Raw genomic sequence first — 25,298 nt, forward strand, 5'->3', positions numbered from 1 at the left:
GAGCCGGATGAGAAGGCGGTATCGTAGAACGCTTTGGACGCTGCTTGCCGCCGCGTTGCTCGGTATTTTTGCGTTTTTTTTTCTGACGGGTTCGTTTTTTCTGACTTCCGTGGTTCTGCCGATGCTGAGCAGCCGCTGGGGGGTGGAAGTGGTGGCCGACCGGGTTGAACTCTCTTTGTTCCGTCCCCGGATCGTATTGGAGAATCTGCGGGTCGGCCCCGAGGAACGCCCCTATTTCCGGACGAGGAGGGGGGAGGCGCGTTACGCGTTTTCCATGCTGGCGGGAAAGGGAATCAAACTCTCCGAAGTCCGCATGGAGGAATCGGAGTTGACCCTTTACCACCTCGGCGGGAGAAGATGGAGCGTTAAAAATCCTGCGGTGACGGGGACGAAACAGCGTCGGAAGAAACGAAAAAAGCCTTTTTTGATCGATCTTGAGGATGTCGTTTTCCGGAATTCCGATCTTCGGTTGATCTTCGGGGATCCCGATGCCGGCGGTGCGTTGGAGCTGACCGGACTCGAGCTGACGGCCGACCGGTTTGCAAACGGCCGGCGGATGCGGTTGAAAGGGAAGGGGGGAATGCGGTTCTCCTCCAGCCGGGCCAATCATATCGATGCGGGATCCTTTACGCTGGATTTCGAGACGGGTCTCGGGACGAACCTTGTTCCGGAGACATTCAATGTTTCATGCGGAATGGCCGGATTGTTCGGCTCGATCAGTGGCGAGCCGTTCAACGACGGAGCGATTCAGTTTGCCGCGGAAGGCAGTCATGATTCCGGCGGCTTCGAATTCCGGAATCTGACGCTGACGCAACGGCAGGGCGGATCTTTGCAAAGTGATGTGGTTTTGTCCGGACGCGTTCGTTATCAGCCGTTTGAGATGCGGGGCGACATAGATATCCGTCATTTGTCCGAGGAGATCACGTCGTTGCTGTTCGACCTGGGATTCGGATTCAACCCCGGCCGGGCCGAGCTGCAGTACACGGGAAAATTCGCCTATGCGCGGCGGAAACTCTCCGCCTCCGGAATGTTGCGCGCCAATCGGGCCGGGGACGCGATCATCGATCTTGAGCGGATCTCGCTGCCGCCGCTGCGCCTTGACGGGGAGTATGATTTTGAAGTCGACCTCGGCGAAAGTTTGATTGATCTGCGGAAATTTGCGTTGGTCGTGGCGGAACGGGAGAAGGAAGTTGCATCGTTTCGTCTTCAGCGACCGATCCGGTATTCCTGGCGGAAGCGGGAGGCGTCGACGGGGCAGCAGGCGGTATTCGATCTGGACTGCCACGAATTTGATCTGAAGCTGTTGAAATTTCTGATTCCTGGAGATGCGCCGTTCCGGTTTGATTCGGGCCGCTTTTCCTCGCACATGCAGTTGACGTTGAAACGCAATTTGTCGGCCTTTTCTCTGCTGGGGACCGGACGGATCTCCGATGGCGGCTGTTGCTGGGATGGAAGAAACATCGTTTGTTCCGAGATTCTGACCGATCTGGATATGGAGTTGCGGCGCGATTTTCACTGGACGCTTCGTGACTTGTCTTTGTCGCTGAAAAATGACGGGGTTGACCTGGGAAATGCAAATTTTTCCGGAGAGGGTGAACTTTCGGACGTCGCCGGGAAACTTTCTGCTCAACTGGAAGGACTTACCCCGGAACTGGCGGTCTGGAGCTTCCCGGCGCTTGAGCCGTTTCTTCCGGAGTACCGCAAACTCGGATTTGGAACAGCGAAGGTCTCGTTTGAGCTCGAAAAATCAACGCAGAAAGATCCCGTCTGTCTTCAGACCCTCGATGCGGGCGTCTACCGGGATGGAAGGCTCGCGCTCAGGCTTCAGGCGGGACCGTATCGATTGACTTCATCGTCCGCGGGCGGTGACGAGTTGAAGTTTCAACTTTCCGGCGAACTGCCGCTGGCCACGGTGAACGGCTATCTGGGAAAGGAAGTGCAAGTCGATTCCGGAACGGTAAAACTTTCGGCGGAAGGGTCGATCGCCCCCGGGTTCCGGTCGGCGATATTTTCCGGCGAGTTTTTGTTCGATGATCTTGCTGCGCGCATTTACGGGAGGAATTACCGGGATTTTTCCGTGCAGTGCGCGTTTTCCGGTTACATGCCCGCGATGAATTATCTGGAGATGCGCACGTTGAATTTTTATCTGCGCCGTCTCGGAAAGCCGGCTCTGCGGCTGGAGTGCCCCGGCACGTGGGATCTGGAACGGTCGAGTTATTCCGGGGAGTGGGCGATCCGTTATCTGAACGATCAGTTTCTTTCTCTGATCTTCCCCGACGCGGTTTTCGACGCGCAGCTGACCGGGAAAATGCAGGTTTCCGCCCGGGATCACTTCCGGGTGCTGCGTGCGTCCGGAGCGTTCGAGCTGGACAAACTGATCCTGTCGTCACGGCCGGAAGAGCTGTTCACCGGGACGCTTTCGCTGATGGCCGAAAAGGATGAACGACGCCTGCTGCTGCGACGGATTTCCGCCGGCGTAAAGCAGAAGGATGGATTGCTCTTCGATCTTTCCGGGGAATGCCGGGCGGATCTGAGCGCCCCGGACGGCGCGGTCACCATGCAGATCGCTTCCGATGGCATTGACGCCGGAAAACTTCTGGCGTTGATCCCCGTACGGGACCGGGAGAGAAATACGAATGCCGACCGGGTGCCCCGACTGAACTTCGGGGGACGCCCGGTGGATTTCGGATGCCGGCTGCGGAAGATCCGGCTCACGCCGTCATTGTCGGCAGATCTCGATACCCGGCTGCGTTTCCGCGGAGATTCGCTTGAGACGGATCATCTGCTCCTGCAGCTCAACAATGCGCGGTTCGACGGGGAGTTCCGCGGTTCGAACACGAAGCAGGGGGTTCTCTTTTCCGCGGCGCTGCGGGGCGACGATCCGCTGTCTCTGCCTCCGCTGATGGAACTGATCGAGGGAACCTCGCAGAAGGGGGCTGCCGGCACGCTGCGGGATTTCAATTTGAATCTGCGGTTTCTTGAGAATGGTCGTCCGGACTCCTGCCTGGAGACGCTGACCGGATCGCTTTCGATGGGCTTCCGGGATCTGACGATTCCGGACACCGTGGTAAAAGGAGAGTTCGCACGGCTGCTGCTGTTTCCAATCGAAGTCGTCGGCCAGTTCAGCAGCCTGCTGGCGGATGATCTGGCAGCCTGGAAGGAGAGCATCATCAGCACGGAGTCGCTGACGAAACGGTTGAAAACCATCCGACTGGATGAAGGCATTGTCAGACTTCACGCCAATGAGGGGCGGGTGCGGGTCGATGAGTGCGCGTTCTTCGGCGACTGGGTCAGCCGCCTGGCTTTTTCCGGGGCGTTCGATCTTGCGAGAGGACGGAAGCTCAATCTCACATCCAGGTTGACGGTCGGCGGGTTTCAGGCGACGATCCCGATGGAAGGCACGCTTGATAATCCGTTTGTCCGGTTCGAATCGATTGCGGGCGATTCCTTCAAGACGCTGTTGACGAAAATCCGCGAACTGAACTTGATCGGGACCTCGGCGGATCCGTCTGATCCGAACAAGGTCGAACCGGTCATCATGATCGATAAACTTCCGAGCGCGGGGATGATCCGCGAATTGCAGAAATTGTTCAACGAACTTTGGAATTACTGAAAAATGGAACTTTTCGACACTCACTTTCACTACTATGGCGAGAGTTCGCCGGGAGAGTATTTCCGCAACGTGCTTGCCGTTGCCGCTGTTCCACCGCAGGGACGGATCGGTGTGCCGGAGCGGCTCTGGCTCATGGCCGCCGGCGGCGATTACCTTGAGAGCTGCCGTTCGCGCGCATTTGCAGAGGCTGTGGAGACCGCGTTTTTCGCCGTGGGAGTTCATCCGCACAACGCGGAAAAATTCCTCGCGGAACCGAATGAGTTCAACGAGTTCCGCGCAGCCCCGAAACTCAAGGCGATCGGAGAACTGGGGCTCGACTATTTTTACGATCACTCGCCCCGTGACGCCCAGATGGAAGTGTTCGGGCGTTTTCTGGATCTCGCGCTTGAATGGGGATTGCCCGCGATTGTCCATCTGCGCGACCGCGACCAGGTTTGGAATGCGTATGAGGATGGCTATGAACTGCTTGCCCCGTTTGCGAAAAAGGGGGGACGGTTTGTGGTTCACTGTTTTTCCGGGACGCCGGAGTGGGCGCGGAAGTTTCTTTCGCTCGGCGCGTATCTCGGCGTGACAGGAATGGTGACCTTCAACCGGGCGCAGAATATTCGCGAATCGCTCGCCGTAATTCCGGATGAGCGGCTGCTGATCGAAACCGACTCCCCCTATCTCGCGCCGGTGCCGCACCGCGGAACGGAGAATCATCCCGGATTTCTTGCGCTGATAGCCGCGCGTGTCGCAGAGGAGCGCGGACGTTCCGTCGAAGAGATCGCTACACTCACAACCGCCAACGGGAAGCGGTTTTATGCGATCGGGGAGGGGATATGAGCTGTTTCTATCCGGAACCGTTTTCCGCGGGAACGGAATTCGAAAGTTCCGATGAGGTCATCATTGCGCTTTCTCCCGGAAACCGGGTTCTGCTGGCGGGAGAAAGGCTGCCGCACGCGGCGGAGTTGCCGGTCGGGGAGAAACGGCGTCTGCGGATCGGGCGGATCGACGATGCGGTCTGCACCGTACTGGATGCGGAGAGTTCCGAGCCGGACGCTCCGTTCCGACGGGTCGAGATTCGCGAGGCGTTGACTGTTCTCGACGAACCCGAACAGATCGCTCTCTGCCGGGCGCGTACACTCACCTTCTGGCGCCATAACCGCCGGTATTGCGGCTGCTGCGGTCATGAGCTGGTGGACCGGGCGGAGGAGTGTGCCCGGAGTTGTCCCGCCTGCGGCGCGGTATTTTATCCACAGATCGCGCCTGCGGTCATCACTGCGATTACCGATGAGCGCGGGCGGCTGCTGCTGGCGCACAACAGCCGTTTCCGCGAAGGGGTTTACAGTCTGATTGCCGGATTCGTCGAGTCGGGCGAGTCGATGGAGTCGGCTGTGAGGCGTGAGATTCGCGAGGAAGTCGGGCTTGAAGTCAAAGAGATCCGCTACGCCGGCAGTCAGAGCTGGCCGTACCCGAATTCGCTCATGATCGGCTTTACGGCGAAATACGCGGGCGGCGAGATCCGGCCGGACGGCGTGGAGATTACGGATGCGCGTTTCTGCACCCCGTCCGACATGCCGGACATCCCATCTCCCGGCTCGATTGCACGCAAACTCATCGATCAATGGTTGAAACAGCAACAGGAGACTCAAAAAGGATGAATGAACTTCTGATTTTCCGGATTACGCTCGGGGTTGCGGGCCTGTTTTTTGCCGTGCTCGCGGCCTGGACCCTTCGACTTTCCCCGAAAAACCTCTCCCGCTTCGAACCGTGGCCGCGGGCGAAACTGCCGGGAATGGTGATCGGCTGGATCGCTCTGGCGATTTGTGTGCCGCACGCGGCAGTGGTGTCGCCGGGATTTCTCATTCCGCTGCTGTGGCCGCTGGCGGTCGCGGTGCCGATTCTCGGATACTTTTTTGTCGATTATCCGCTGGCTCGAGCTCTCGGTGGGGCGGCGATTCTTGGTGCTTATTATTTGGTTCACAAGAGCTTTGAACTGCACACCCCATGTTCCGGGGTGATTGCTGTGCTCGCATGGATCTTCGGAATCGCGGGAATCTGGGTTTCCGGCAAACCGAGCGCGCTGCGGGATTGGATTCGATTGTGCGCACGCTCCGGCGTCTGGCGCAATGTGAGCGGAGGGTTCTGGGTTGTGTTTGCGCTCGCGCTTTTCTGGGGCGCGCTGCTGACGAGAGGAGAGTAAGTCCAATGGCTTTCAGACTGGCTGTCTACGCCGCAATGTGCGGCGTCGCCGATCCGGAGGGGTTTTCCGCGCAGTGTGAGAGGTTGCGCGAAATTCTTTCCGAGGCGAACAAAACAGTGAATTTAACCCGGATCACGGAACCGGAGGAGTTTGCGATCAAGCATGTGGCCGACTCTTTGTCGATCGCGCGGGAGTTTCCCGAGTTGACGACGGAGTACATGAAACTTGCGGACATCGGCTGCGGCGCAGGATTTCCTTCACTGGTTCTGGCCATGGCGTTTCCGAATCTGCGGATCACCGCGATCGATTCGACCGGGAAAAAAACGGCTTTCGTCGAACGTGCCGCCGCTGAACTCGGCCTCCGGAACATCCGGGTCGTCCACGGGCGCAGCAATGAATTGAATCGGCGGCCGCAATTTCGCCATCAGTTCGATGTGGTGACGGCGCGTGCGGTTGCGGCGGCTCCGATCATCTACCTCGATGCCTGTGACTTCACCAAGCGAAAAAACGGGAGATTCATCCTCTACAAAACGCCGCAGCAGGCAGAGGAGGATCTTCCCGCCCTGGCGATCGCCTGCCGGAAGGCGCCGGTCGTCTGGCAGACCACGGAAGTATTCGAACTTCCGGAGGGGGCGGGCCAGCGGCTCTTCCTCTATTCCGTTCCGGATGGACGAAAGGAAATTGCAACAACAAGGGCTGGTCGCGGTTGAAAATTCACTCCTCCGCCACAAGCCCCCTGAGAACCTTTTCGCATTCGATTCCGGCGACGGACTTCTTCAACATTTCGTTCGTGCGCAGCGTTTCGAACTCCCTTCGAAGCCCCGGCCAGTCGGAGGTGAGAGCCAGCGGTTTGCCGCCGTTGTGCTGTTTCGCCTCTCCGGCGGCCTCGGCTGCATCGGCGAATCGTTCCTGGTGGAGATAGATCAGCACCTTGAGCAGATCGCCTTCCGCAGACCGCGGACTCATCGCGATCGTCTCAAGCGCCTGCGGAAACTCCTTCATCCGCATCTGTCCGAAGGCGATGCGCAGCGGCAACAGACGATTGGTCTTGTCGATCTCCGTAAGCTGGCGGTAGTACCAGAGAGCGCTGGTCCAGTCGCCGTTGCCGGCCGCTTCCGCAGCGGCAGTCATCATGAAATCCGCAAGTTCACGCTGTTCGTTGAGCTTTTTGCCGAATCGGGGTTCGAGTTCGGGATCGGGACCGGCGCCGAGCGAACGGGCCTGCCGGTACGCTTCGGAAGCAGCATCTTCTTCCCCGGCAGCAAGTTTCAACCGCGCAAGTTCGAGGGCCGGGGCAGGGGAGGCCGGGTCGAGTTTCGCCGCGGCGAGAAATTCCGATTCGGCTTTCCCGGCCTGTCCGGTTCCGGCGAAAGCGCGGGCGGAGGCCATGCGGAGTCGGAAATCATCCGGCTTCGCCGCAAGAGGTTTTTCGAGAACCGAAAGCGCATTGCCGAATTTCCCGAGACCGATCAACGCCTCGGCGCGTGCGGCTCCGATCACCGGGTCCGCGGGGGCGCTTTGCGCCGCAAGCGCAAGCGCTTGTTCCGCCGATTCAAACTCCTCGCGTCGCAGATGGAGCAGCCCGAGCGCCGTTGCCGCGGCGGCGTCGGCCGGTTTTTTGGCCAGCGCCGCACGGTAGTTCCAGGCGGCGAGATCCCACGCTTCGTCCGCCTCGGCTTTATGTCCGGCGGCGAGAAGTTCTGCGACCGAAAGGTTCGCGGGAGCCGGGACTCCGGACACTCGCGGTTCGGGAGCTGGAGGCGCAGGCTGTACCTTCGGACGTTCGGCGAGCTGCCGGCGCAATGTGTTGTTTTCTTCGCTTAATGTCTGATTTTTCTTTTGTTCCTCAAGCAGTTTTGCCGCATTTTTTTCGAGCTCGGCGATCTGCTTTCGCGCTGCGGAGAGTTTCTCCTGAGAGTGCTTGAGCTGTTCTGCCGCGGTCTTGAGATTGGCGGCCTCCTTCTGAACGGCCTGAAAATTCTTTCGGAGCACGGCAAGTTCCGATTCGAGTTTTTCCAGTTTCGCACCGTTCTTTTCCGCATCTTTGAGTTTCTCTTCGGTTCGGGCGAGAGCGGATTTGGTCCGGGTCAGTTCGCTGGTGGTGTTTGACAGGGCTTGTTCCAGCGATGTTTTTCCGGTCGCAAGCAGCTGCAGTTCCCGATTCTGGGTGTTGAGCTGATCTTTCAGGGCGGCGACCTGTCCGGTCAGAGCGGCGCAGGTCTCCTCGCTCCTCTTGAGACTCAGGGAAACCGCAGTATCGCGATTTTTAAGCTGCGCCTCAAGTCTGGTGGAGCGCTCACTCCACTCTTTCATATCGGCCTCAAGTTTGGCATTGCGTTCCCGCAGATTCTTCATCTCCACTTCCGAAAGCCTGGCCGAGGCCCGTTCGAGTTCGAGCGATTTGGCCAGTTCCGTGTGCTGCCGTTCGAGATTGAGTCTCAGGGTTTCCACGCGCTGGAGCGTCTCCTTTACCTGCACGAGTTCCAGCTGGGCGAGCCGGTGATGGTTGCCGGCTTCAAGTGCGGCGGCTTCAGCGGCCTCCTTCGCCTTGCGGGCCTCTTCGGTCTCCTTCCGGAGCCGGGCGTTTTCGGAGAGAATTTCCGGATCCAATCCGGACTTTCCCCCTTCGACCGCATCGGCGAGACGGCTGTTTGCGACCGCGAGTTCCTTGGTCAGCGCGGCGTTTTTCTGCTCGATTGCCTTAAGTTTCTGCTCCATCTCCGCCTTTGCCGCCTCGGAAGAGGCAGCAGTACGGGCCGATTCGTCCTGAATGCGGCGCAGTTCTTCCAGCATGCGGTTCAACCGCTGAATTTCTGCGTCGCCCTGTTTCCGGGCGGCTTCCGCAAGCCCGGCTTTCCGGTTGGATTCGATGAGATCCGCATCGAGTTTCGCAGCACGGGTTTCGGCGAGCTGGAGACGCTTGCCGAGCTGCTCCGAGGCGAGTTTCTCCTCAACCAGCTGCCGGGAGAGTTTTTCCACTTCCACGCCGGGGTCGCTGCCCTTTTTTTCAAGTTCGAGCTTCTGCTTCTCCAGCAGCGCGCATTTTTCCTGAAGCACGCGCTGTTCGCGCAGGAGTTTCAGTGCATCCACCTCGTTGGCCTTGAGTCGTTCAATCTCTTTTTGCAGGGCCTCATTCGCAGCGGTCAGATCGGCAACCCTTTTCCGGTAGTTCTCCTCCTCCCGGCGGCGGCTCTCCTGCTCGGCGAAATCGACTCCTCCCACCTTCGGCTCCGGGCGGGCGGGAACAACGGTCTCATTGCTGTCGCCGAGCAACTTGCGCGCATTTGCGATTTCCCGTTCACAGTCCGCAATGCGGGACTTGATGATGTTCTGATCCCAGTCCGGACGGGCACGCTGAATCTCCTGGTAAAGCGCAAGCGCCCTGCGGAATGTTTCGAGCGCCTGCGAGTGTTCCCCGCGATCCCGGAGGATCTCGCCCTTGTGATAGGTCTCATATCCCTCCCGCCAGATGTCCCAGGCGTTTTTCGCCGCTCCTGAGAGGAGCGGCAGGACGGCGGCGAGAAGCGCGGCAATGAAAAGGTGTTTCATAGGGCATACTCCCGGAATTTGTGGCGAAGCGCCGGACCGATGGTGAAGACCAGTTCGAGTTCGCCCGAATCATTGTAATTTTCTTCGTAGACGCGCCCGTTCGCATGTGCGAGAGCGGCAAGATCGTGTCGCTGCGGCGGCAGCTTGACCCGCATGAGCTGAAACTCTTCAGCCGCAATGGCGCAGAGACGTTCCTTCAGCGCATCGATGCCTTCCCCCGTGCGGGTCGAGAGATAGAGCGCATCGGGGAACAAACCGCGCAGCCGGGCGAACAGAACGGGATCCGTTTCACGGTCGACCAGGTCGACTTTGTTGAACACGATGACGATCTTCTTCTCCTGTGCACCGAGTTCCTTCAGTACGGAAAGAGTGGTTTCCCACTGTGCATCGAGCTGCGAGGAAGAGACATCGAGCACGAGCAGCAGAAAATCCGCGAGCACCGCCTCCTCCAGCGTGGATTTGAACGCCTCCACGAGAGAGTGCGGCAGTTTGCGGACGAATCCGACCGTGTCGGTCAGCAGTACTTCAAGCCCGTTTTCGAGCGGAACCCGGCGCGTGGTCGGGTCGAGCGTGGCAAAGAGCTGGTCCTTGACGAGGATCTCCGCTCCGGAGAGTTTCCGAAGCAGCGAGGATTTCCCTACATTCGTGTATCCGACGATCGCCCCATGCGGGATCAGGTTGCGCTGCCGGGATTTACGCTGGGTTTCGCGCTGTTTGCGCACAACTTGGAGTTCCTCCTCCAGCTGACGAATCCGCCGTCGCAGAAGCCTGCGGTCGGTTTCGATCTGAGCCTCGCCCTCGCCGCGGGTGGTGGCTCCGCCGCCGTGCTGACGGGAGAGGTGAGTCCAGGCGCGGGTCAGGCGTGGAAGCGAATATTTCGTACGGGCGAGCTCCACCTGCAGCACGGCCTCCCGCGTGGAGGCTCGTTCGGCGAAAATATCGAGGATCACCTCTTCGCGGTCGATCACGCAGCTGTGCGTAAGCCGTTCCCAGTTGCGCTGCTGGGAAGGAGAGAGCGGCGTATCGAAGATGAGGCAGTCGGCTTCGCACTCCTGCATGAGCCTGGCGATCTCCCCGGCTTTTCCGCTGCCGATGTAGTAGCGCGGGGAGGGGAGGTGGAGATTCACGATCTCGGGTTCGAGCGGAACGATGTCGAGGTTGCGGACGAGATCCGCGAGCTCGTCGAGATGTTCATTCACCTCGGCTTCGCTCTGATCCGGAAACCGGAAACCGACCAGCAGGGCGCGTTCAACTTTTTTGCGGGAGTCTTCAGCGATTTCGATCATAGAAAGAACAATTATCCTTGGGCAAATATTTCATCATTCCATAACAATACACCGTTCCCGCCGATTTTCCAGAAGGAAGCGGGAAAATCTTGCGAAAAAGCGTGATTGCACGGTTGCGGAAAAGACGATTCCGGGATATAGTAACACGATTTCCAGCGAGCGCGAGTGGCGGAATGGCAGACGCCCCGGATTTAGGTTCCGGTGCCGCAAGGCGTGGGGGTTCAAGTCCCCCCTCGCGCACCATCTTCCCGGCCGGAACCCGCGTTGTTTTGTCGCTTCTGAAATTCGGAGGGAGATATTCCAAATTCCCGTTTGAAACAGCGGCTGAAGGCCGCCAGAGAATCGAATCCGCACTGTTCCGCGACTTCCGAGACCAGCGAGGTCCCGCTGCCGAGCATCCTGACGGCCTTTTGCAGACGGCATTCCCGGATGTAATGGCCCGGCGTCGAAGCTGCGTGACGATTGAAAAGACGGTGCAGCTTGACAGGCGAGACGTAGTGAACCCGGGCGATCTTTCGAATGGAAAGATCCGGCTCGGTGAGATGCGCGTAGATGTAGTTGTTGATCTCTTCGAAAAGCCGGAATGCGTCGTTTCGATAATCCGCCGGGGTTTCGGCTTCAACGAACTCCTTTTCCAGGGCCAGTTCCCCGAGAAACAACTCCAGATAAACCTGCAAAATGGATGCACTGCCTTCCGGCGCGGTTCCGGCTTCACACTTCAGATACAGCATGAGCAGCCGTTCCATGACGGGGAACAGAACCTCGTCAATCCTGACGCTTCGATACATCAGTGTCGGGGGAAGTGACTTCTGCGCTTCGAACGTGATGACCAGCCAGTCGAAGTCGTTTTGATCAACCAGGTAAAAGTGAGTTTGATACGGATAGGTGAGATGAGCGTAACACTCCGGAAGAGCAAAACTTTTTCCGTTCACATTGACCATTCCCGAGGTGTGAAGATTGATCGTCAGGACATAGCGTGGATGATAGAGATTGCGGGTTTCCTGTTCAAAAATTTTCCGCCCGGGGTGACGATGAAGCATCATCAGATTGTTCGGCAGTTCCGCCCGGGTTCCGGGAATTCCCTGTCTGTAATTCAGCGGCTCGGTTCGAAGTTCATTCAGCCGGGCACGAATACGGCTGCGGAAGATTTCGTATTCCGGATTCATTGCACCCCCCCCCAATTTTTTAGATTGATATAAAATAACACTATTCTTACTTTATTTCCTGTTTTTTTGATTACTTTTGATATTTTTTGTAAAATCGTGGATATTTTTTGCATAACAAATCCGATTGAAAACCCCGGTGGACTTATTTATATTGAAAAATGGAAAACGAAAGGAGGTCATCAGATGAATCCGTTGTCTTCCGGAATCTATCCGGTCGTTTTAACCCCGTTTCATTCGGATCTTTCCATCGATTACGGCGCTTACCGCTCCCTTCTGGAATGGTATCTGGAGCGGGGGGTTGACGGGCTGTTTGCCGTCTGCCTGTCAAGCGAGATGTTCCAACTCTCCGGAACGGAACGATTGAAACTTGCCAAAACGGCGTTGACGGTCGTGAACGGACGCGTACCGGTTGTCGCCTGTGCCGGAATTGAAAACACGGCGGCGGAACGACGGGCGTCGATTCGGGCAATGGCATCGCTTCCGGTTGCCGCAGTCGTGTTGCCGCTCTCCTGTATCGTCGGAGAAGCAGAATCCGATTCACGCATTGTCGAACGTTATCTGGAGATGTTCGATGCCGCGGATGAAACTCCGGTCGGCGTGTACGAGTGTCCCCGTCCCGTCCATCGTCTTTTCCCGGACGAAACACTGGGCGAACTCGCCAGCCGCAGCGACGGGCGGCTGCTTTTTTTCAAGGATACCTGTTGTGACGCGGAGCGGATCCGGCGTCGACTCGTTCTCCTCCAGGGATCGGGGTTGAAACTCTTCAACGCCGATCTCCCCTCGTTTCCGGATTCCGTGCGCGCCGGTTGCGCCGGTTATTGCGGTATTTCCGCCAACTTCTATCCGGAGCTGCTGCGAAAGCTGTTTGAACTCGTACGAAACGGTTCTCCGCTCGCGGAAGAGTTGCAGTCATATTTTCTGCGGATGCAGCAGTATGTGGAATGCAAGTATCCCGTCAGCGCCAAAACCTTTCTCAGTATGGAACTCCCAGACTTGGAAGCTTTTTCGCGGATGAATCCGGTCAGGCTTTCCGCCGGGGAGAAGCTCCTGCTTGAAACATTTCATCGGACCGTCGCCGAATGGGACGGGCGATTTCCGGACGTCCGTTCCGCGTGAGGAGCGTTTTTCTCTTTGTCGCCGACAAACGTAAAAACAGGAAGGGGTATCATGAGACGTTTTACATTGATAGAACTGCTGGTTTGTATCGCGATCATCGCCATTCTGGCATCGATGCTGCTGCCTGCGCTGAATCAGGCCAGAGGACGCGCCATGAGCATCAAATGCCTCGGAAACATGAAACAGATCGGCATGGCTCTGCTGCAATACGCCGATGATGCGCAGGGGCATTATCCCGTCACAGATCAGAGAAGCGGATCGAGCTGGGATCATGTGGTTTCCCGGTATGACGGCCGCAACGTTCCGGATGATGTCCGCAATGAACGCGATGCCAAACATGAAGTCTCCGGAGACAAGCTTTATCACTGCCCCGGAGACATCACCGTGCGGGATACCGCCAACAAAATACCGCTGAGCTATGCATTGACCTATTATCAGGCGAGCAACCCCTATCCGCGCAATACCGGTATCTCCGGCTGCATTCCAGACGGAGATTTCTCGCAGCCGGCTTCCCGGAAAAACAGCTTGCTGCGCCGTCCGGCAAACAGCATCATGCTGCTTGATGTCCCGCTCAACTGGACCAACTATCTGTGGATGGGACGAACCAGCAAAAGCAGTGCAACCGTCAATGCGATTTTCGGCGTCAACACGTTCCGCAGCTCATTTCTCGTCGCTTCCGCCTGGCAGCATGGCAACGGAGATGCGCGCGGCAACTACCTTTTTGCCGACGGGCATGCCGACACCCTCTCTTTCCGGCAGACGGTGAACAGCCCGACTGATACCTCTGAAAGCAATCTGAACAACATGTGGGACGCTGGTCTGTAATATGAAAAAACTGATCTTTTTTACGATGGCGCTGGCATTCGTCGCGACTGCTGCTCCGTTTCACATGTGGAACGACAAGGTCGCCGAACGGGCCGGGGAGACGTTTCCGACAGTTTCCGGCGCAGTTCACAGCCGGGTGTTCACCGCCGATGCGGCCAATGGCGGGTACAACCATCACGCCAACATCATCTTTTTCTACGGAAAGTTCCACGTGAACTGGAGCAATCACCGTTACTGCGAAGACGGTCCCGGGCAGCGAGTGCTCTATAAAAGTTCGAGCGATGCCCGCAAGTGGGGAGAGGTCCGGGAGCTCTTTCCCGCGCCACACCCCGAAGCCCCCCGGGAACATTCCGGCATTTTTGCGACCTGTCTGGGATTTGTCACCTGGGAGGGACGACTCTTCGCCGTTGCGAACACAACCCGTACGGTCGGCTGGAAAAACCTGGACCAGACCAAAAGCTCACCTGTTTTCACTTCGGAATGCAACTATCCGGTTTATCGGGCGATTGCGCATATCTATCGGGAGATTCTGCCGAACGGTCGTTTCGGCCCGATTTTCACGGATGATCCGGGGAAATTCCCGGACGATCTGCTGTTCCCGCTCGTCCGGACGTCTGATTGTGTCCCCGGATTCCGGGAACCGGACTGCGGATATGACATTTCCGACGCGCTCAGGCAAAATCCCGGGAAACGCCGTTTCTGTGAACCTGTTGTCTGGCGTGCCGCCGACGGACGCTTTGTTTTGCTGCTGCGCGACGACTCCGGAAGCTATCGCAAGTGGGTCTCCTTTTCCGCCGACGGCAAAAACTGGAGCGCTCCGGTGATCTCCGACATTCCGGATGCGCCCTCCTGGAGTTGCCGGCTTGCGCTGGAGAGTGGAACGGTACTCCTCTTCGGCAATCACCACGGGAAGGGGTACGTCGACGAGCAGAAACGGTGGCGCGACCGCGATCCTCTTCTGGTTTCCGTCAGCACCGACGGCATCGAATTTCACGGAACCCGTGCCGTTTGCAGTGGCTGGTACAAGCATCAGCTCGGCGGCATCCCGGGGCGGGGCGGCAGCGCGCAGTATCCCTGTGCCATTCTCCGGAACGGGATTTGTCATGTCGCCTATTCACTCGGCAAGGAATCGATTGCAGTGACGTCATTTCCGGTCGTTGAGCTTCTGAAGGGGTTGTGAATCATGTTTCGGGTCGCGGATCTGGTTGTATTGCTTCTTTATCTTCTGGTAATGGCGGCCATGGGGGTGTATTTCATGCGCCGCAATGTCGGAACGGAGGAGTATTTCCTCGGCGGACGCTCCTTTCCCGGATGGGCGGTGGGGATTTCCATGCTGGGCACCTCGATCAGTTCCGTCACGTTCCTGGCACTTCCTGCTGCGGCATATGCCCTTGATTACCGGCAGCTTACTCCGCATCTGGTTATGCCGTTTGTGGCGGTTGCCGCCTGTTTCCTCTTCATTCCTTTCTTTCGGCGTGGAAAAAACGTGAGCGCATTTCAATACCTGGAAGAGCGTTTTGGTTCAGGGATTCGTTTTTACGCGGCATTGTACTATCTGCTTCACACGTTGCTGAAGCTCGCGATCGTGCTTTATCTGCTCGGATTGCCCATCGCTGCAATGACCGGATACGAGGAGCGGCTTGTCCTGGTTGTGATCGGGATCGTTATTGCGTTTTACACGATTGTCGGGGGCATCAGCGCGGTCATCTGGACGGATGTGGTACAGACCGTAATTCTTTTGTTCGGAGGTTTTTTCTGCATGGTGACCGCGTTGATCCGCATTCCGGGCGGCTTGTCGCAGGTTTTCTCGATCGGGATGGAGTATCAGAAATTTTCACTTGGCCCGCTCGATTTCTCTTTCGGGGAACGAACCCTGCCGGTCATGATTCTGCTTGGGCTGGTCACATTCATCGGGGAGTTCGTCAGCAATCAGAACGTCGTTCAGCGGTACATCGCCGCAAAATCGCTGCGCGAGGCGCGCAAAGCGACCTTGATCTGCGGAGTGATGAGTCTGCCGACCTGGGGATTTTTCTTTTTTCTCGGAAGCGTCATTTTCGTTTATTACAAAATTTTTCCCTGCGAAGCGGTTGCGTCACTTTCCGCCGATGAGGTGCTGCCGCACTTCATTCTTACCACCACCTGGCCAGGCATCGGCGGCCTCATCATCGCGGCGTGCCTCGCCGCCGGAATGAGTTCGCTGGATTCCTCCATCAACTCGGTGGCCACTGTTGCGACAGTAGATTTTCTGAAGAAATTCCGGCCGGAGACGGGAGAACGCGCGGCACTTCGTTTCGCCTGGCTCGTATCGGCCGCTGCCGGAGTTGTCATGATCGGCGGTGCCGTCGGAATCAGTTATCTTCCGAGAGAGAGCGTTTACGATCTTTCGCTGACTCTCGGCGCGATTTTCTGTTGTGCAACGCTGACGCCGTTTCTGCTTGGATTTTTCACGACCCGGGTGGACAATCGCGCCATTCTTGTCGGGATGGGAGCTGCGATTGTGTTCAGCATCTACAACATTCTCCATTTTTTCGGGCTTCTCCCGGAGTATCTGCGGCTTGACGCTCACATTTATCTCGCGGGAACTCTCTGCAATGTGGTGATGCTGGTCGTTGCGCTGGCGGCGGCTCTCTTCCGGCCGGGACGGCAGGAGAAACTCCAGGGGTTGACCGTCTGGACAGTCGAACGTTTCAAACCAGTCGAAAAACGGACGGATTCGGAAAAAAACTGATCTCCGGTTGCAACCTCATGGAACAGATGCTATCTTAATCTGGATCGGCGGAATTTTCCGCCGGTCCGGTATTTCATCTCCGAATAGTGAAAGCACAGTTGGTATGGGGGAATCTCGCAATGTGGACGGAACTCTTGTCGGAAAAGGAACTCACCGCGTTGTTTCAGGGGAAAGTTTTTGCCAGCCGTTTCCCGCCGGCATCGGACCGTGCCGCCTGGCAGGCCGGGAACAACGTATTTCGCAGGAAGAGATTCGCCCTGTATCTGATGAATGCGGAAACCATTCAGAAACAACCCGTTTCGGAGATTTATCCGCCGTTGACCGCCAGAGACTTCTTCGCGTTCATCCGCACCGGAAATCGGAGTGTGTTTGAATCGTACTATTTCGCGCGCCGGACACATCTGGCGCTGTTCAGCCTGGCCGAGGCCGTCGATTACAGGAAACGGTTTCTGCCGGAGGTGATCGAAGGACTCTGGCAGCTGCTGAGCGAACCGGTCTGGTATCTGCCCGCGCACGGCCACTACCACGACGGAGACCCGATGCCGCGTTTCGATCAGCCGAGAACCGACCTCTTCTGTGCGGAGACGGGAGCGACGCTCGCCTGCGTCGTTCAACTTCTCGGAAAAGAGATCGCGGAGGAGTCGCCAGAACTTCTGAACTGGATTCGGGAGTACTGCATCGAACGGGTCATCGCGCCGCTTGAGGATGAGACCCTTCTGCCGCAATGGTGGCTGGACGGGCACAACAACTGGAGTCCGTGGTGCGCTTCCAACGTGGCCCTGACCGCGTTTACATTTTTGCGGGATCAGCCCGAACGGCTCGCGCGAATCACGCGGAATATGCTGGAGGTGTGCGAAAAATTCTATGACCGTTACGCCCCGGACGGCGGGTGCGATGAAGGCCCTGGATATTTCATGGTCGCGGGGGTGCGGCTCATGATTTTTCTGGATCTGCTCAACTTTTACACGGACAACGCTTATGCGCAGATTTACCGGGAAGAGAAATTCCGGAACATCGGCGATTACATCGCAAAGGTTCATCTGGTCGGTCCGTGGTTTGCCAGCATGGCGGATTCTCCGGCGAAGTTCGAACGGATTGACGTCGGCTGGCTGAACCGTTTCGCCGATCTCTCCGGCAGTGCGATGTTGAAATCTTTCGCGCTGGAAGCGGCTTACGGCTTCGCTCCGCGCACCTCAAAGGAGATTCCGGACGGGACCGCGGGAACCGGCCGGTTCCCGCATATTACGATGCAGAATGAACTCGCGATGATTTTCTTTTTTCCGGAGCAGCTTTCGCGCGGCGGTCATGTCGACGAAAAACGGACGGCGCTGCCGGATCTGCAGTTCTTCCGTTTCCGGCAGAATCCGGAGGACGAATGGTCCGGTACGATCCTCTGTGTGAAGGGAGGTCACAACGACGAAAGCCACAACCACAACGATGTCGGTCAGTTCGAACTGTTTTGCGACGGCGTGCCGATCATCATCGACTGCGGTTCGACCGAGTATACGAAATTCACATTTTCCGAACGACGTTACGAGAATCGATTTTTAAACTCCTCCGGGCACAACGTTCCTGTATTCAACGGGATCCTTCAGTCTCCGGGAGCGGAGTTCCGCGCTTCGAACGTGAGGTTTTCCGATGATGTCTCCCTCGATATCGCCGGCGCATACCCGAAGGAGTGCGGTGTCGAATCCTGTGTGCGCAGCGCCTCCCTCTCGGACGACGGGACCGCGGTCATCCGGAACTCCGTCCGCGGCACGGGCCGGATCTCCGTTGCGATTCCGCTCTATTGCGCCGTGAAACCGGTGAGGACGGAGCAGGGTGTCCGGATCGGTAAGATGCTGCTTGTCACTACCGGTATTTCCATCGCGAAGATCGAAGATATCCCCCTGACGGACAAGCGGATGGAGAGTTCCTGGGGCAAGATGCTCTGGTGCATTCATCTCCAGACGGAAATCGACGGATGCGGGGAGTGGAATATGACGTTTTCTATTGTTCAATAATTATTTGCAGGTTTTCAGCATGATGAAGGTTCATTTGATTTTGAATTCCCACCTCGACCCGGTCTGGCTCTGGCGCCGTTCCCAGGGAATCGACGAGGTTCTCGGAACAGCCCGCACCGCCTGCGATCTTCTGGAACTCTATCCGGAAATCGTCATCACGCGCGGAGAAATGTGGTTTTATGAGATTTTAGAGACGTGCGATCCTTCTTTGTTTGAACGGGTTAAATCGCATGTAAAGAGCGGACGCTGGCAGGTGGTCGGCGGCTGGTACGTCCAGCCTGACTGCAATTTGACCGGAGCGCATATTTTTGAAAAGCACGGTGAGTTCGGGCGGCGTTATTTCGAAGATCGGTTCGGTCTGCACGTCAGGACGGCGTTTCACGTCGACAGCTTCGGTCATGCGGCGACCCTGCCGGATTTTCTGAAGAAGAGCGGCTTTGAAAATTATGTCATGATGCGTCCCTGTGAAGCGGAGATGCATCTGCCCGGCAACACATTTCTCTGGGAATCTCCCTCCGGCAGTCGCATTCGGACGTTCCGCATTTCGCGCAGTTACTGCACAACCGGAAAGGATACGGAGACGAACCTGCGCGCGAATCTCGATGCTGCGCTTGCGGACGCAAATCCGGAAATTGGACACGTAATGTGCTTCATCGGAGTCGGCAATCACGGCGGCGGCCCGGCGAAACGGGAAATCGAGTGGCTGAACGCTCATCTTCGTTACCGTGAAAATGTGGAACTCGTTTACAGTTCGCCGGATCGCTACTTCGAGGAGGTCGCCGCCTCCGGTGCAGAACTGCCGGTGGTCAATACGGAACTTCAGCACCATGCGATCGGCTGTTACACAGCGGTGAGCCGGGTCAAGCGGGAAGTGCGCCGAACCGAACAGCTTCTGCATCAGGCGGAGCGTATGCGCCTCCTTCGGCCGGAAGGTTTTGACGCGAATGCGGAACATGAACTCGAACCTGCCTGGAAAAGGCTTTTGTTTGCGACGTTCCATGACATACTGCCGGGCAGTTCGATCCGCTCGGCCTACGAGGATATTTACCAGGACCTCGGATATGCGAGATCGGTTGCCCAACATCAGATCGAGCTGGCGATCCGGCGCGAGAACGCGACGCTCGCTCCATGCGGCGTTCAACGGTTGATTTTCGACAATCCCTCCGAGACGGAATTCGATGGATTTGTGGAATTTGAGCCGTGGCTCGGATACCTCTGGATGTCGCCGGAACGGCCGCAGATCCGGCTGACCGAAGAAGACGGCACGCCGGTCCCTTCGCAGCCGGTAACATCCGAAGCCGCGTTCGAAATGGCCCGTTACATCACCCGGCTGAGGATTCCCGGGGGAGGGCGGAAGATTCTGTTCGTACACACGGATGGCGCGTTGCCGCCGGCAGGGGATGTCCGGATTTCCACGGAACGTCTGGAAAACGGAAAACTTGTCGCGGAACTCGGTCCTGCCGGAGTGGTTGCGCTGTCAGACGGGAAACGCGGTTTTCTCGGTTCTCCCCTCCGTGCGGTGGTGATCGATGATCCGAGCGACACCTGGTCGCACAATATGAAAGGGTATGGATCGGAAATTTTGGAATACTTTGCGGGAGACGCGGATGCGTCGCGCTCAGTCGCTCGTCCCGGACCGCTTTCCGGCGAAGTCCGGTTCACGCAGAAAGTCTCCTGCGGCACGCTGAAGTGGCGTGTGCGGATGAATGATGCGGAAAAGGCTCTGGAACTCCGGCTGCGCCTCATGTGGAGCGGTTGCCGCAAGCAGGTGAAACTGCTGATCCACCCGGGATTCGTTCCGGTTTCCAGACTGGACGGCGCTCCGGGCGGGATTGCTCCGCGCATCTGCAACGGGGAGGAGTATCCCATGACGGATTTCGTTTCGGTCGTTTCGCCGGAAGGTCGGCGTTTTGCGGTCGCAAGTCCGGACGTGACGGGAGTTGATGTGCAGCCGGACGGTTTGATCCGCCTGACGCTGCTGCGCTCGCCGGTCTACGCCCATCACGATCCATTCCCGCTCCCGGCGGAGAACGATTATCCCGTTACAGATCAGGGCGAACACGAATACCGGATTCTGCTGCTTCCGGAGGCGGGAAGCCCGGAGGAGATCCGCCGGATGCTCTTCCCGCTGACCGATCCGTTGTGGTTCAGTGAATGCACGCGCGGGTGCGGATTCGATTTTCACTGAAGACCGGTTTCCGCTCTCAATCTCCGGAGAGGATGCCGAACTCCGCAACCTTCAGAAGGTTGGAGGGTTCAAGCGTCCTCTCCGCGACGAATCGCAACCGTTTCGCGCGGATTCCGGGGAATGGGACACGTTGCGGAACCGGATTCGCGCGGATATTGGAAAACTCCCCTTCGCAGATGCACTGCCATGCGCCGTCCCGTTCAGCGGAAAGGGCGAAGTGCGAAGGGGTTCCTGCCGGAGAATCCGGTTGCGGCGTAAACACGAATCCATGAACTTCCGTCTCCTCCGGCAGATCGAAGAGGAGTTCGAGCCCGGAAACGGCAGACGGTTCGATACGGTGATAATCAGAAGTGTGCAGCGGGCAGCTCTCCGGATCGCAGTTTATTTCCGGTGCGAGAAATAAACGGGCATTGAGTTTTTCAAGAGGTTTCAGTGCTGATTTGACAACGATTTTGCAGGCATCAGCCTCCGTCGTCTGAAATCGTCGAATACGGCACGGCCCGATGGATTGACCGGACACAACTTCGCGCCACCCCCCGCTGCAGCGGGCCTCGATGGAGTATGATGTGACCGCTTCCTCTTTGCCGCAAGGTTCCGCCAGTTCGACACGGTTGAACTTTCGAACGGTGTCGAACGGCAGCAGGGCTTCGCCGTTTTCCACGGGAACCGTGGAGGAAACGAATTCTCCGGCGCGGATCGAATCGAGTGTCTGTTTGAATTCCGCAAGGCGTTTCACATCAACCTCATGAAGCCTTCCGGACGGATCGGGTGCAATCCCCAGATTCATGACGCCTCCATTGCCGACGGAGCGTTCGAAGATCTCCACAAGCAGCGTGACGCTGCGGAGGCGGTCATTCTCCTGGTCGTGATAAAACCAGCCGGGGCGCAGAGGGACGTCGCATTCGGGCGGAATGCAGAAGCGGCCGTCCAGTTCTCCGAGACCGAGCATGCTTTCGTCGATGAAACCGGGCGCGGGATCCCCTGTGCAGCCGGCGGGAACCCGCGGCGTGATGCAGTTGCGGCACTCCGGCATCGCAAAGCCGCGTTCGTTGCCGACCCAGCGCAAATCCGGGCCGATGTCGCTGAAAATGGCCGCATCCGGCTGAAGTTCCCGCACGAGGCTCCAGGTTTCCGCCCAGCCGTAGTAGGTGGAGCGGTCGATCCGACGCTCCTCGCGGGCGCCGCCGTACCAGCCGTCGCCGCCGTTCGCGCCGTCGAACCAGACTTCGAACGCCGGGCCGTAACTGCCGAGAATCTCACGCAGCTGGGGCCGAAACACCTCGGTTACATATTCCGGCGTCCCGTAGCGTGCGTCGTGGCGATCCCATGGCGAGACATAAAAACCGACCGCAAGTCCGGCGCGTCTGCAGGCCGCGACCATTTCTCCAACCAGATCCCCGCGGCCTCCGCGCCACGGTGAGGCGGCGATCGAATGCTCTGTCGTGCGGGTCGGCCACAAACAGAAGCCATCGTGGTGTTTGCAGACGATGATCAGTCCATCGAGGCCGCCGGCTTTGCACCCTTCGGCAATCTGATCCGCGTCGAAGGCGACGGGGTTGAAGAGCTGCGGCGACTCGTCTCCGTATCCCCATTCGCGGCCGGTAAAGGTGTTGAGTCCGAAGTGCATGATTCCACAGATACGGATTTTCAGACGACGGACAAGACGCGGCTGCGGCGTCCGTCCCGGGTTGCAAAGTTCCAGTGCATTCATGATGAAACTCCTGATTGGTTGACAGGGGTCATAATATACAGGAATTTCCATTCAATGCAAGGACCGCGACGTGACTAGTCCCCGTTTTCACGGAAATACCTTGAACGAGGCGGCGATGTCCCGCCCGACGCTCCTGGCACGAACCGTGTTCCCCCTGAACAAGTCCCTTCAATTCGACAATCAATTTGCCGATCCTGACTTTCCGGCGCTTGCCTTCCGGCCGGATGGTGGTATATTGGATGAAACGGAATGCTTTTTCATGGGAAGGAACAGTATGAAACCCGAAGTGCTGGCCGCCGCCGAACATTTTATCGCCAATGAAACCGAATTTCACCTCGGATTCCTGCCGACAGAGCAGTCGAATCCTCTGACGCGTTCGATGGAGGCCGATTTCCGGCGCTCCACCAGGGATGGAGTCGCCACGCTCCAGAAACCCGACCGCGACGTGCTGGCCATGGTGCGTCGAGTGCTTGTTTCCGAGCCGTTCGCCCGCATGGCAGCGACCGGTTTTTCGACGGTGCGGAACGGTGGTCGCATTGTTTTTTCCGGCTGCGGCGCGACCGGGCGGCTCAGTATCCTGCTTGAGTCGATGTGGCGGGAATATTTCTCCGCCTCGGATCGTCCGGAACTGGCTGATTGTGCAGCAAGTATCATGACCGGAGGAGATTATGCGCTCGTGAAATCAGTCGAAGCGTTCGAGGATTATCAGAACTTCGGCCGCCGTCAGGCCGCCGATCTCCACATCGGTCCGAACGACATGCTTGTGGCAATTACCGAAGGCGGCGAAACCAGTTCCGTCATCGGCACGGTCAAGGAGTCCGCCGAACGTGGCGCTGCGGTCTTTCTCCTGTTCAACAATCCGGCTGAACTGCTTCGGAACAAGCTTGTCCGCTGTCGCGAAGTCATCGACGACCCGCGCGTGACGGTGCTTGACCTCTTCTGCGGACCGATGGCGCTCGCGGGTTCAACCCGCATGCAGGCGACCACGAGCGAGCAACTTGTCGCCGGAGTGCTGCTCGAATCGGTCGCGGCGAAACTTGAGGGACGTGAACTTCCCGATTTCGTTGCGCAGTTCGAAAAGGTGCTCGACCATCTTGAATCGGAGAAAGTACGCTCCATGCTCGCTCAGTACATTGATTTCGAAGCCGATGTTTATGCACGGGGAGGGAAGATCACCTATCTGGCAAACGATTATCTGCTCGATATTTTCACCGATACGACCGAACGCTCTCCGACCTTCATGCTGCCGCCGTTCCGCCGCAACGACGACAAGAACTCCCCGATGCCGTGGGCGTTTGTGAAGAATCCGCTCTACCCGACCCGCGAAACCTGGCGGAACATGCTCCACCGCGAAGTGCGCTGTCTTGCGTGGCGCCCAGAAGATTACGTCGCGATGGGGGCTCCGGAGAAGCTCGTGAAATCACCGCCAGCCATCGATTCCGATGCGCTCTACCGCTTTGAGGTCGGCAGCGAGCCGGCCCCCGAGCGGTTCGAATCTCCGGAATCGGGCGCGGTTGTCGTCGAGGTGGATGGCAGCCCGGGGAACCTTGTGCTGGAATCGGTTGCAAAGAATTACCGGGTGCTCGCACACTTCCGGATCAGTTCCGGCGTGCCGGACTCCGCGCTTCATTTGATGAACCACATGGCGCTCAAACTCGCGTTGAATACAGTTTCGACCGGGACGATGGTCAAACTCGGACGCGTGACCGGAAACTGGATGAGTTACGTCAGCATTTCCAATAAAAAACTCATTGACCGGGCGATCCGGCTGGTTGCGGAATTGAGCGGGCGCTCCTACGAGGAGAGCTGCCACGCGCTCTTCGAAACCGCCGACGCACTGGCATCCGAGGAGTGGACGAACCGCGAAAAGCCGTCCCCCGTTCAGGCGACACTGCGGCATCTCGGCGTCATCTGAGCGGAATGCACAGCAGCACCAGACCCGAGACGCAGATTCCGAGCGCGGCTGCCTGAAGCGGCCGCAGCTTCTCCTTCAGAATCCAGATGCTTGAAAGCGTGAAACTGATAATGCACGACCCCACCATCATCGGGTAACACATCCCGCCGAGTCCTGCATCGGCCATCGCGTTCATCCCCGGATAGAACAGGGTGTAGGCAAAAAGGAGGTTGAAAAACTGCAGTGCTCCGATGTATTTCCAGAGGATCGGATTGAAAATGTTGCGGCGGAACTGCTCTTTCCGTTCCGCGTTCAGGCGGGCCAGATTGTAGAAAATCGCACCGACAAGTCCCCCCCCGGCAGCGGAAAGCGACCGCACGATGCTGCCGACAGCCCGCGCCTCCTCGTAGTAGGAGGGGGCGGTCTGAATGTTCTGTTGAACGGCGCAGATCGCCAGACAGATGAAGGCCGGCAGCCGCCAGTTGCCGCGGGCATTCGAATTTTCCTTCGCCGCCCCGAAAAGTATGAGAGCCGCAAGCAGCAGAAGAATTCCGACCGTCCGCGCGAAGGTCAGTTCCACGCCGAAAAAGATCACCCCGCCCAGAAACGGAAAGATCAGCGCCGACTGAATGATCGCCCAGATGATCCCATTCGGTCCCCGCTGCATCGCATAGGCCATGATCTGCAGCATGAAAAAGTTCATCATCCCGGCGACGACATAGGCTCCGCAGGTTGCGAACGTGATCCACCAGGAACACTCCGGCACGCTTCCGGTCGCAAACATGATGACGATGCTCGCCGCGACCGAAAAGCTGTTCCCGAACAACTGCACCAGGCTCGGTTCGATTCCCCGTTTCGGCGCATCCCCCATCACCAGACCGATCAGGCACCAGCTGCTCCCTACAATCACCATCGCCAGAATTCCGAACCAGGCCGAACCGAAGAACGGCAACGAACTCAAATTCTGAATCAACGTCTGCATCATTGCTTTTCCAAATCTTTTGCTGTCTGATCGATACCATACATCGAACCGT

Annotated in this window: 17 protein-coding genes and 1 tRNA gene; 13 read left to right on the forward strand and 5 right to left on the reverse strand. The window is 57.8% G+C overall.

The window, feature by feature from the left end:
* The first annotated feature begins 7 nt into the window (after positions 1 to 7).
* Genes Q0K10_RS06325 through rsmG form a run of 5 tightly spaced genes read left to right on the forward strand, consistent with a single transcriptional unit; the run spans position 8 to position 6,508 of the window.
* Positions 8 to 3,613 (forward strand): hypothetical protein, encoded by a 3,606-nt coding sequence (locus Q0K10_RS06325; protein ID WP_294504710.1) that lies wholly within the window; start codon positions 8 to 10, stop codon positions 3,611 to 3,613.
* 3 nt (positions 3,614 to 3,616) lie between these two features.
* Positions 3,617 to 4,438 (forward strand): TatD family hydrolase, encoded by an 822-nt coding sequence (locus Q0K10_RS06330; protein WP_294504712.1) that lies wholly within the window; start codon positions 3,617 to 3,619, stop codon positions 4,436 to 4,438.
* Positions 4,435 to 5,256, forward strand: coding sequence for an NAD(+) diphosphatase (nudC, locus tag Q0K10_RS06335; RefSeq protein ID WP_294504714.1), 822 nt, complete (start codon positions 4,435 to 4,437; stop codon positions 5,254 to 5,256). Before Q0K10_RS06330 ends, nudC begins: the two co-directional genes overlap by 4 nt.
* Positions 5,253 to 5,798 (forward strand): hypothetical protein, encoded by a 546-nt coding sequence (locus Q0K10_RS06340; RefSeq protein ID WP_294504716.1) that lies wholly within the window; start codon positions 5,253 to 5,255, stop codon positions 5,796 to 5,798. The genes nudC and Q0K10_RS06340 overlap by 4 nt, the downstream gene beginning before the upstream one ends.
* Positions 5,799 to 5,803: 5 nt before the next feature.
* Positions 5,804 to 6,508: a 16S rRNA (guanine(527)-N(7))-methyltransferase RsmG gene (gene rsmG, locus Q0K10_RS06345; protein ID WP_294504718.1), complete on the forward strand. Its 705-nt coding sequence runs from the start codon at positions 5,804 to 5,806 to the stop codon at positions 6,506 to 6,508.
* Positions 6,509 to 6,512: 4 nt separating this feature from the next.
* On the opposite strand, the gene Q0K10_RS06350 is transcribed toward rsmG, so the two are convergent.
* Complete coding sequence (locus tag Q0K10_RS06350; protein WP_294504720.1) at positions 6,513 to 9,347, reverse strand: hypothetical protein; 2,835 nt, start codon at positions 9,345 to 9,347, stop codon at positions 6,513 to 6,515.
* Positions 9,344 to 10,633, reverse strand: a complete 1,290-nt coding sequence (hflX, locus tag Q0K10_RS06355) for a GTPase HflX (RefSeq protein ID WP_294504722.1) — start codon at positions 10,631 to 10,633, stop codon at positions 9,344 to 9,346. The genes Q0K10_RS06350 and hflX overlap by 4 nt, the downstream gene beginning before the upstream one ends.
* A gap of 159 nt (positions 10,634 to 10,792) precedes the next feature.
* Between hflX and Q0K10_RS06360 the strand changes: the two genes are divergently transcribed.
* Positions 10,793 to 10,876, forward strand: a tRNA-Leu gene (locus Q0K10_RS06360).
* Here Q0K10_RS06360 and Q0K10_RS06365 read toward each other — a convergent pair.
* Positions 10,855 to 11,799 (reverse strand): AraC family transcriptional regulator, encoded by a 945-nt coding sequence (locus tag Q0K10_RS06365; RefSeq protein ID WP_294504724.1) that lies wholly within the window; start codon positions 11,797 to 11,799, stop codon positions 10,855 to 10,857. The two genes, Q0K10_RS06360 and Q0K10_RS06365, sit on opposite strands and share 22 nt — an antisense overlap.
* A gap of 183 nt (positions 11,800 to 11,982) precedes the next feature.
* On the opposite strand from Q0K10_RS06365, the gene Q0K10_RS06370 reads away from it, so the two are divergent.
* From Q0K10_RS06370 to Q0K10_RS06395, 6 genes are all read left to right on the forward strand, one after another.
* Positions 11,983 to 12,915: a dihydrodipicolinate synthase family protein gene (locus Q0K10_RS06370; protein WP_294504726.1), complete on the forward strand. Its 933-nt coding sequence runs from the start codon at positions 11,983 to 11,985 to the stop codon at positions 12,913 to 12,915.
* Between the two features lie 51 nt (positions 12,916 to 12,966).
* A complete protein-coding gene (locus Q0K10_RS06375) occupies positions 12,967 to 13,740 on the forward strand; it encodes a type II secretion system protein (RefSeq protein ID WP_294504728.1) in 774 nt (257 codons plus the stop codon).
* Between the two features lies 1 nt (position 13,741).
* Positions 13,742 to 14,920 (forward strand): exo-alpha-sialidase, encoded by a 1,179-nt coding sequence (locus Q0K10_RS06380; RefSeq protein WP_294504730.1) that lies wholly within the window; start codon positions 13,742 to 13,744, stop codon positions 14,918 to 14,920.
* A 3-nt stretch (positions 14,921 to 14,923) separates the two neighbouring features.
* The gene (locus Q0K10_RS06385; protein WP_294504732.1) at positions 14,924 to 16,468 is read left to right on the forward strand and encodes a sodium/solute symporter; all 1,545 of its coding nucleotides are present in this window, start codon (positions 14,924 to 14,926) and stop codon (positions 16,466 to 16,468) included.
* Between the two features lie 119 nt (positions 16,469 to 16,587).
* A complete protein-coding gene (locus Q0K10_RS06390) occupies positions 16,588 to 18,471 on the forward strand; it encodes a heparinase II/III family protein (protein ID WP_294504735.1) in 1,884 nt (627 codons plus the stop codon).
* 19 nt (positions 18,472 to 18,490) lie between these two features.
* Positions 18,491 to 20,659, forward strand: a complete 2,169-nt coding sequence (locus tag Q0K10_RS06395; RefSeq protein WP_294504737.1) for an alpha-mannosidase — start codon at positions 18,491 to 18,493, stop codon at positions 20,657 to 20,659.
* Positions 20,660 to 20,675: 16 nt separating this feature from the next.
* Here Q0K10_RS06395 and Q0K10_RS06400 read toward each other — a convergent pair whose 3' ends face one another.
* Positions 20,676 to 22,370, reverse strand: coding sequence for an alpha-L-fucosidase (locus Q0K10_RS06400; RefSeq protein WP_294504740.1), 1,695 nt, complete (start codon positions 22,368 to 22,370; stop codon positions 20,676 to 20,678).
* 274 nt (positions 22,371 to 22,644) lie between these two features.
* On the opposite strand from Q0K10_RS06400, the gene Q0K10_RS06405 reads away from it, so the two are divergent.
* Complete coding sequence (locus tag Q0K10_RS06405; protein WP_294504742.1) at positions 22,645 to 24,285, forward strand: hypothetical protein; 1,641 nt, start codon at positions 22,645 to 22,647, stop codon at positions 24,283 to 24,285.
* Here Q0K10_RS06405 and Q0K10_RS06410 read toward each other — a convergent pair.
* Entirely contained in the window at positions 24,278 to 25,249 is a 972-nt protein-coding gene (locus tag Q0K10_RS06410; protein ID WP_294504744.1) for a hypothetical protein, read from the reverse strand. The two genes, Q0K10_RS06405 and Q0K10_RS06410, sit on opposite strands and share 8 nt — an antisense overlap.
* Between the last annotated feature and the right edge of the window lie 49 nt (positions 25,250 to 25,298).

The sequence above is a fragment of the uncultured Victivallis sp. genome (assembly GCF_944391105.1).
GTDB lineage: Bacteria > Verrucomicrobiota > Lentisphaeria > Victivallales > Victivallaceae > Victivallis.

Coding starts and splice junctions, on each gene's coding strand:
- Q0K10_RS06325 (WP_294504710.1), top strand. CDS start 8: ATGAGAAGGCGGTATCGTAGAACGCTTTGGACGCTGCTTGCCGCCGCG.
- Q0K10_RS06330 (WP_294504712.1), top strand. CDS start 3,617: ATGGAACTTTTCGACACTCACTTTCACTACTATGGCGAGAGTTCGCCG.
- nudC (WP_294504714.1), top strand. CDS start 4,435: ATGAGCTGTTTCTATCCGGAACCGTTTTCCGCGGGAACGGAATTCGAA.
- Q0K10_RS06340 (WP_294504716.1), top strand. CDS start 5,253: ATGAATGAACTTCTGATTTTCCGGATTACGCTCGGGGTTGCGGGCCTG.
- rsmG (WP_294504718.1), top strand. CDS start 5,804: ATGGCTTTCAGACTGGCTGTCTACGCCGCAATGTGCGGCGTCGCCGAT.
- Q0K10_RS06350 (WP_294504720.1), bottom strand. CDS start 9,347: ATGAAACACCTTTTCATTGCCGCGCTTCTCGCCGCCGTCCTGCCGCTC.
- hflX (WP_294504722.1), bottom strand. CDS start 10,633: ATGATCGAAATCGCTGAAGACTCCCGCAAAAAAGTTGAACGCGCCCTG.
- Q0K10_RS06365 (WP_294504724.1), bottom strand. CDS start 11,799: ATGAATCCGGAATACGAAATCTTCCGCAGCCGTATTCGTGCCCGGCTG.
- Q0K10_RS06370 (WP_294504726.1), top strand. CDS start 11,983: ATGAATCCGTTGTCTTCCGGAATCTATCCGGTCGTTTTAACCCCGTTT.
- Q0K10_RS06375 (WP_294504728.1), top strand. CDS start 12,967: ATGAGACGTTTTACATTGATAGAACTGCTGGTTTGTATCGCGATCATC.
- Q0K10_RS06380 (WP_294504730.1), top strand. CDS start 13,742: ATGAAAAAACTGATCTTTTTTACGATGGCGCTGGCATTCGTCGCGACT.
- Q0K10_RS06385 (WP_294504732.1), top strand. CDS start 14,924: ATGTTTCGGGTCGCGGATCTGGTTGTATTGCTTCTTTATCTTCTGGTA.
- Q0K10_RS06390 (WP_294504735.1), top strand. CDS start 16,588: ATGTGGACGGAACTCTTGTCGGAAAAGGAACTCACCGCGTTGTTTCAG.
- Q0K10_RS06395 (WP_294504737.1), top strand. CDS start 18,491: ATGATGAAGGTTCATTTGATTTTGAATTCCCACCTCGACCCGGTCTGG.
- Q0K10_RS06400 (WP_294504740.1), bottom strand. CDS start 22,370: ATGAATGCACTGGAACTTTGCAACCCGGGACGGACGCCGCAGCCGCGT.
- Q0K10_RS06405 (WP_294504742.1), top strand. CDS start 22,645: ATGAAACCCGAAGTGCTGGCCGCCGCCGAACATTTTATCGCCAATGAA.
- Q0K10_RS06410 (WP_294504744.1), bottom strand. CDS start 25,249: ATGATGCAGACGTTGATTCAGAATTTGAGTTCGTTGCCGTTCTTCGGT.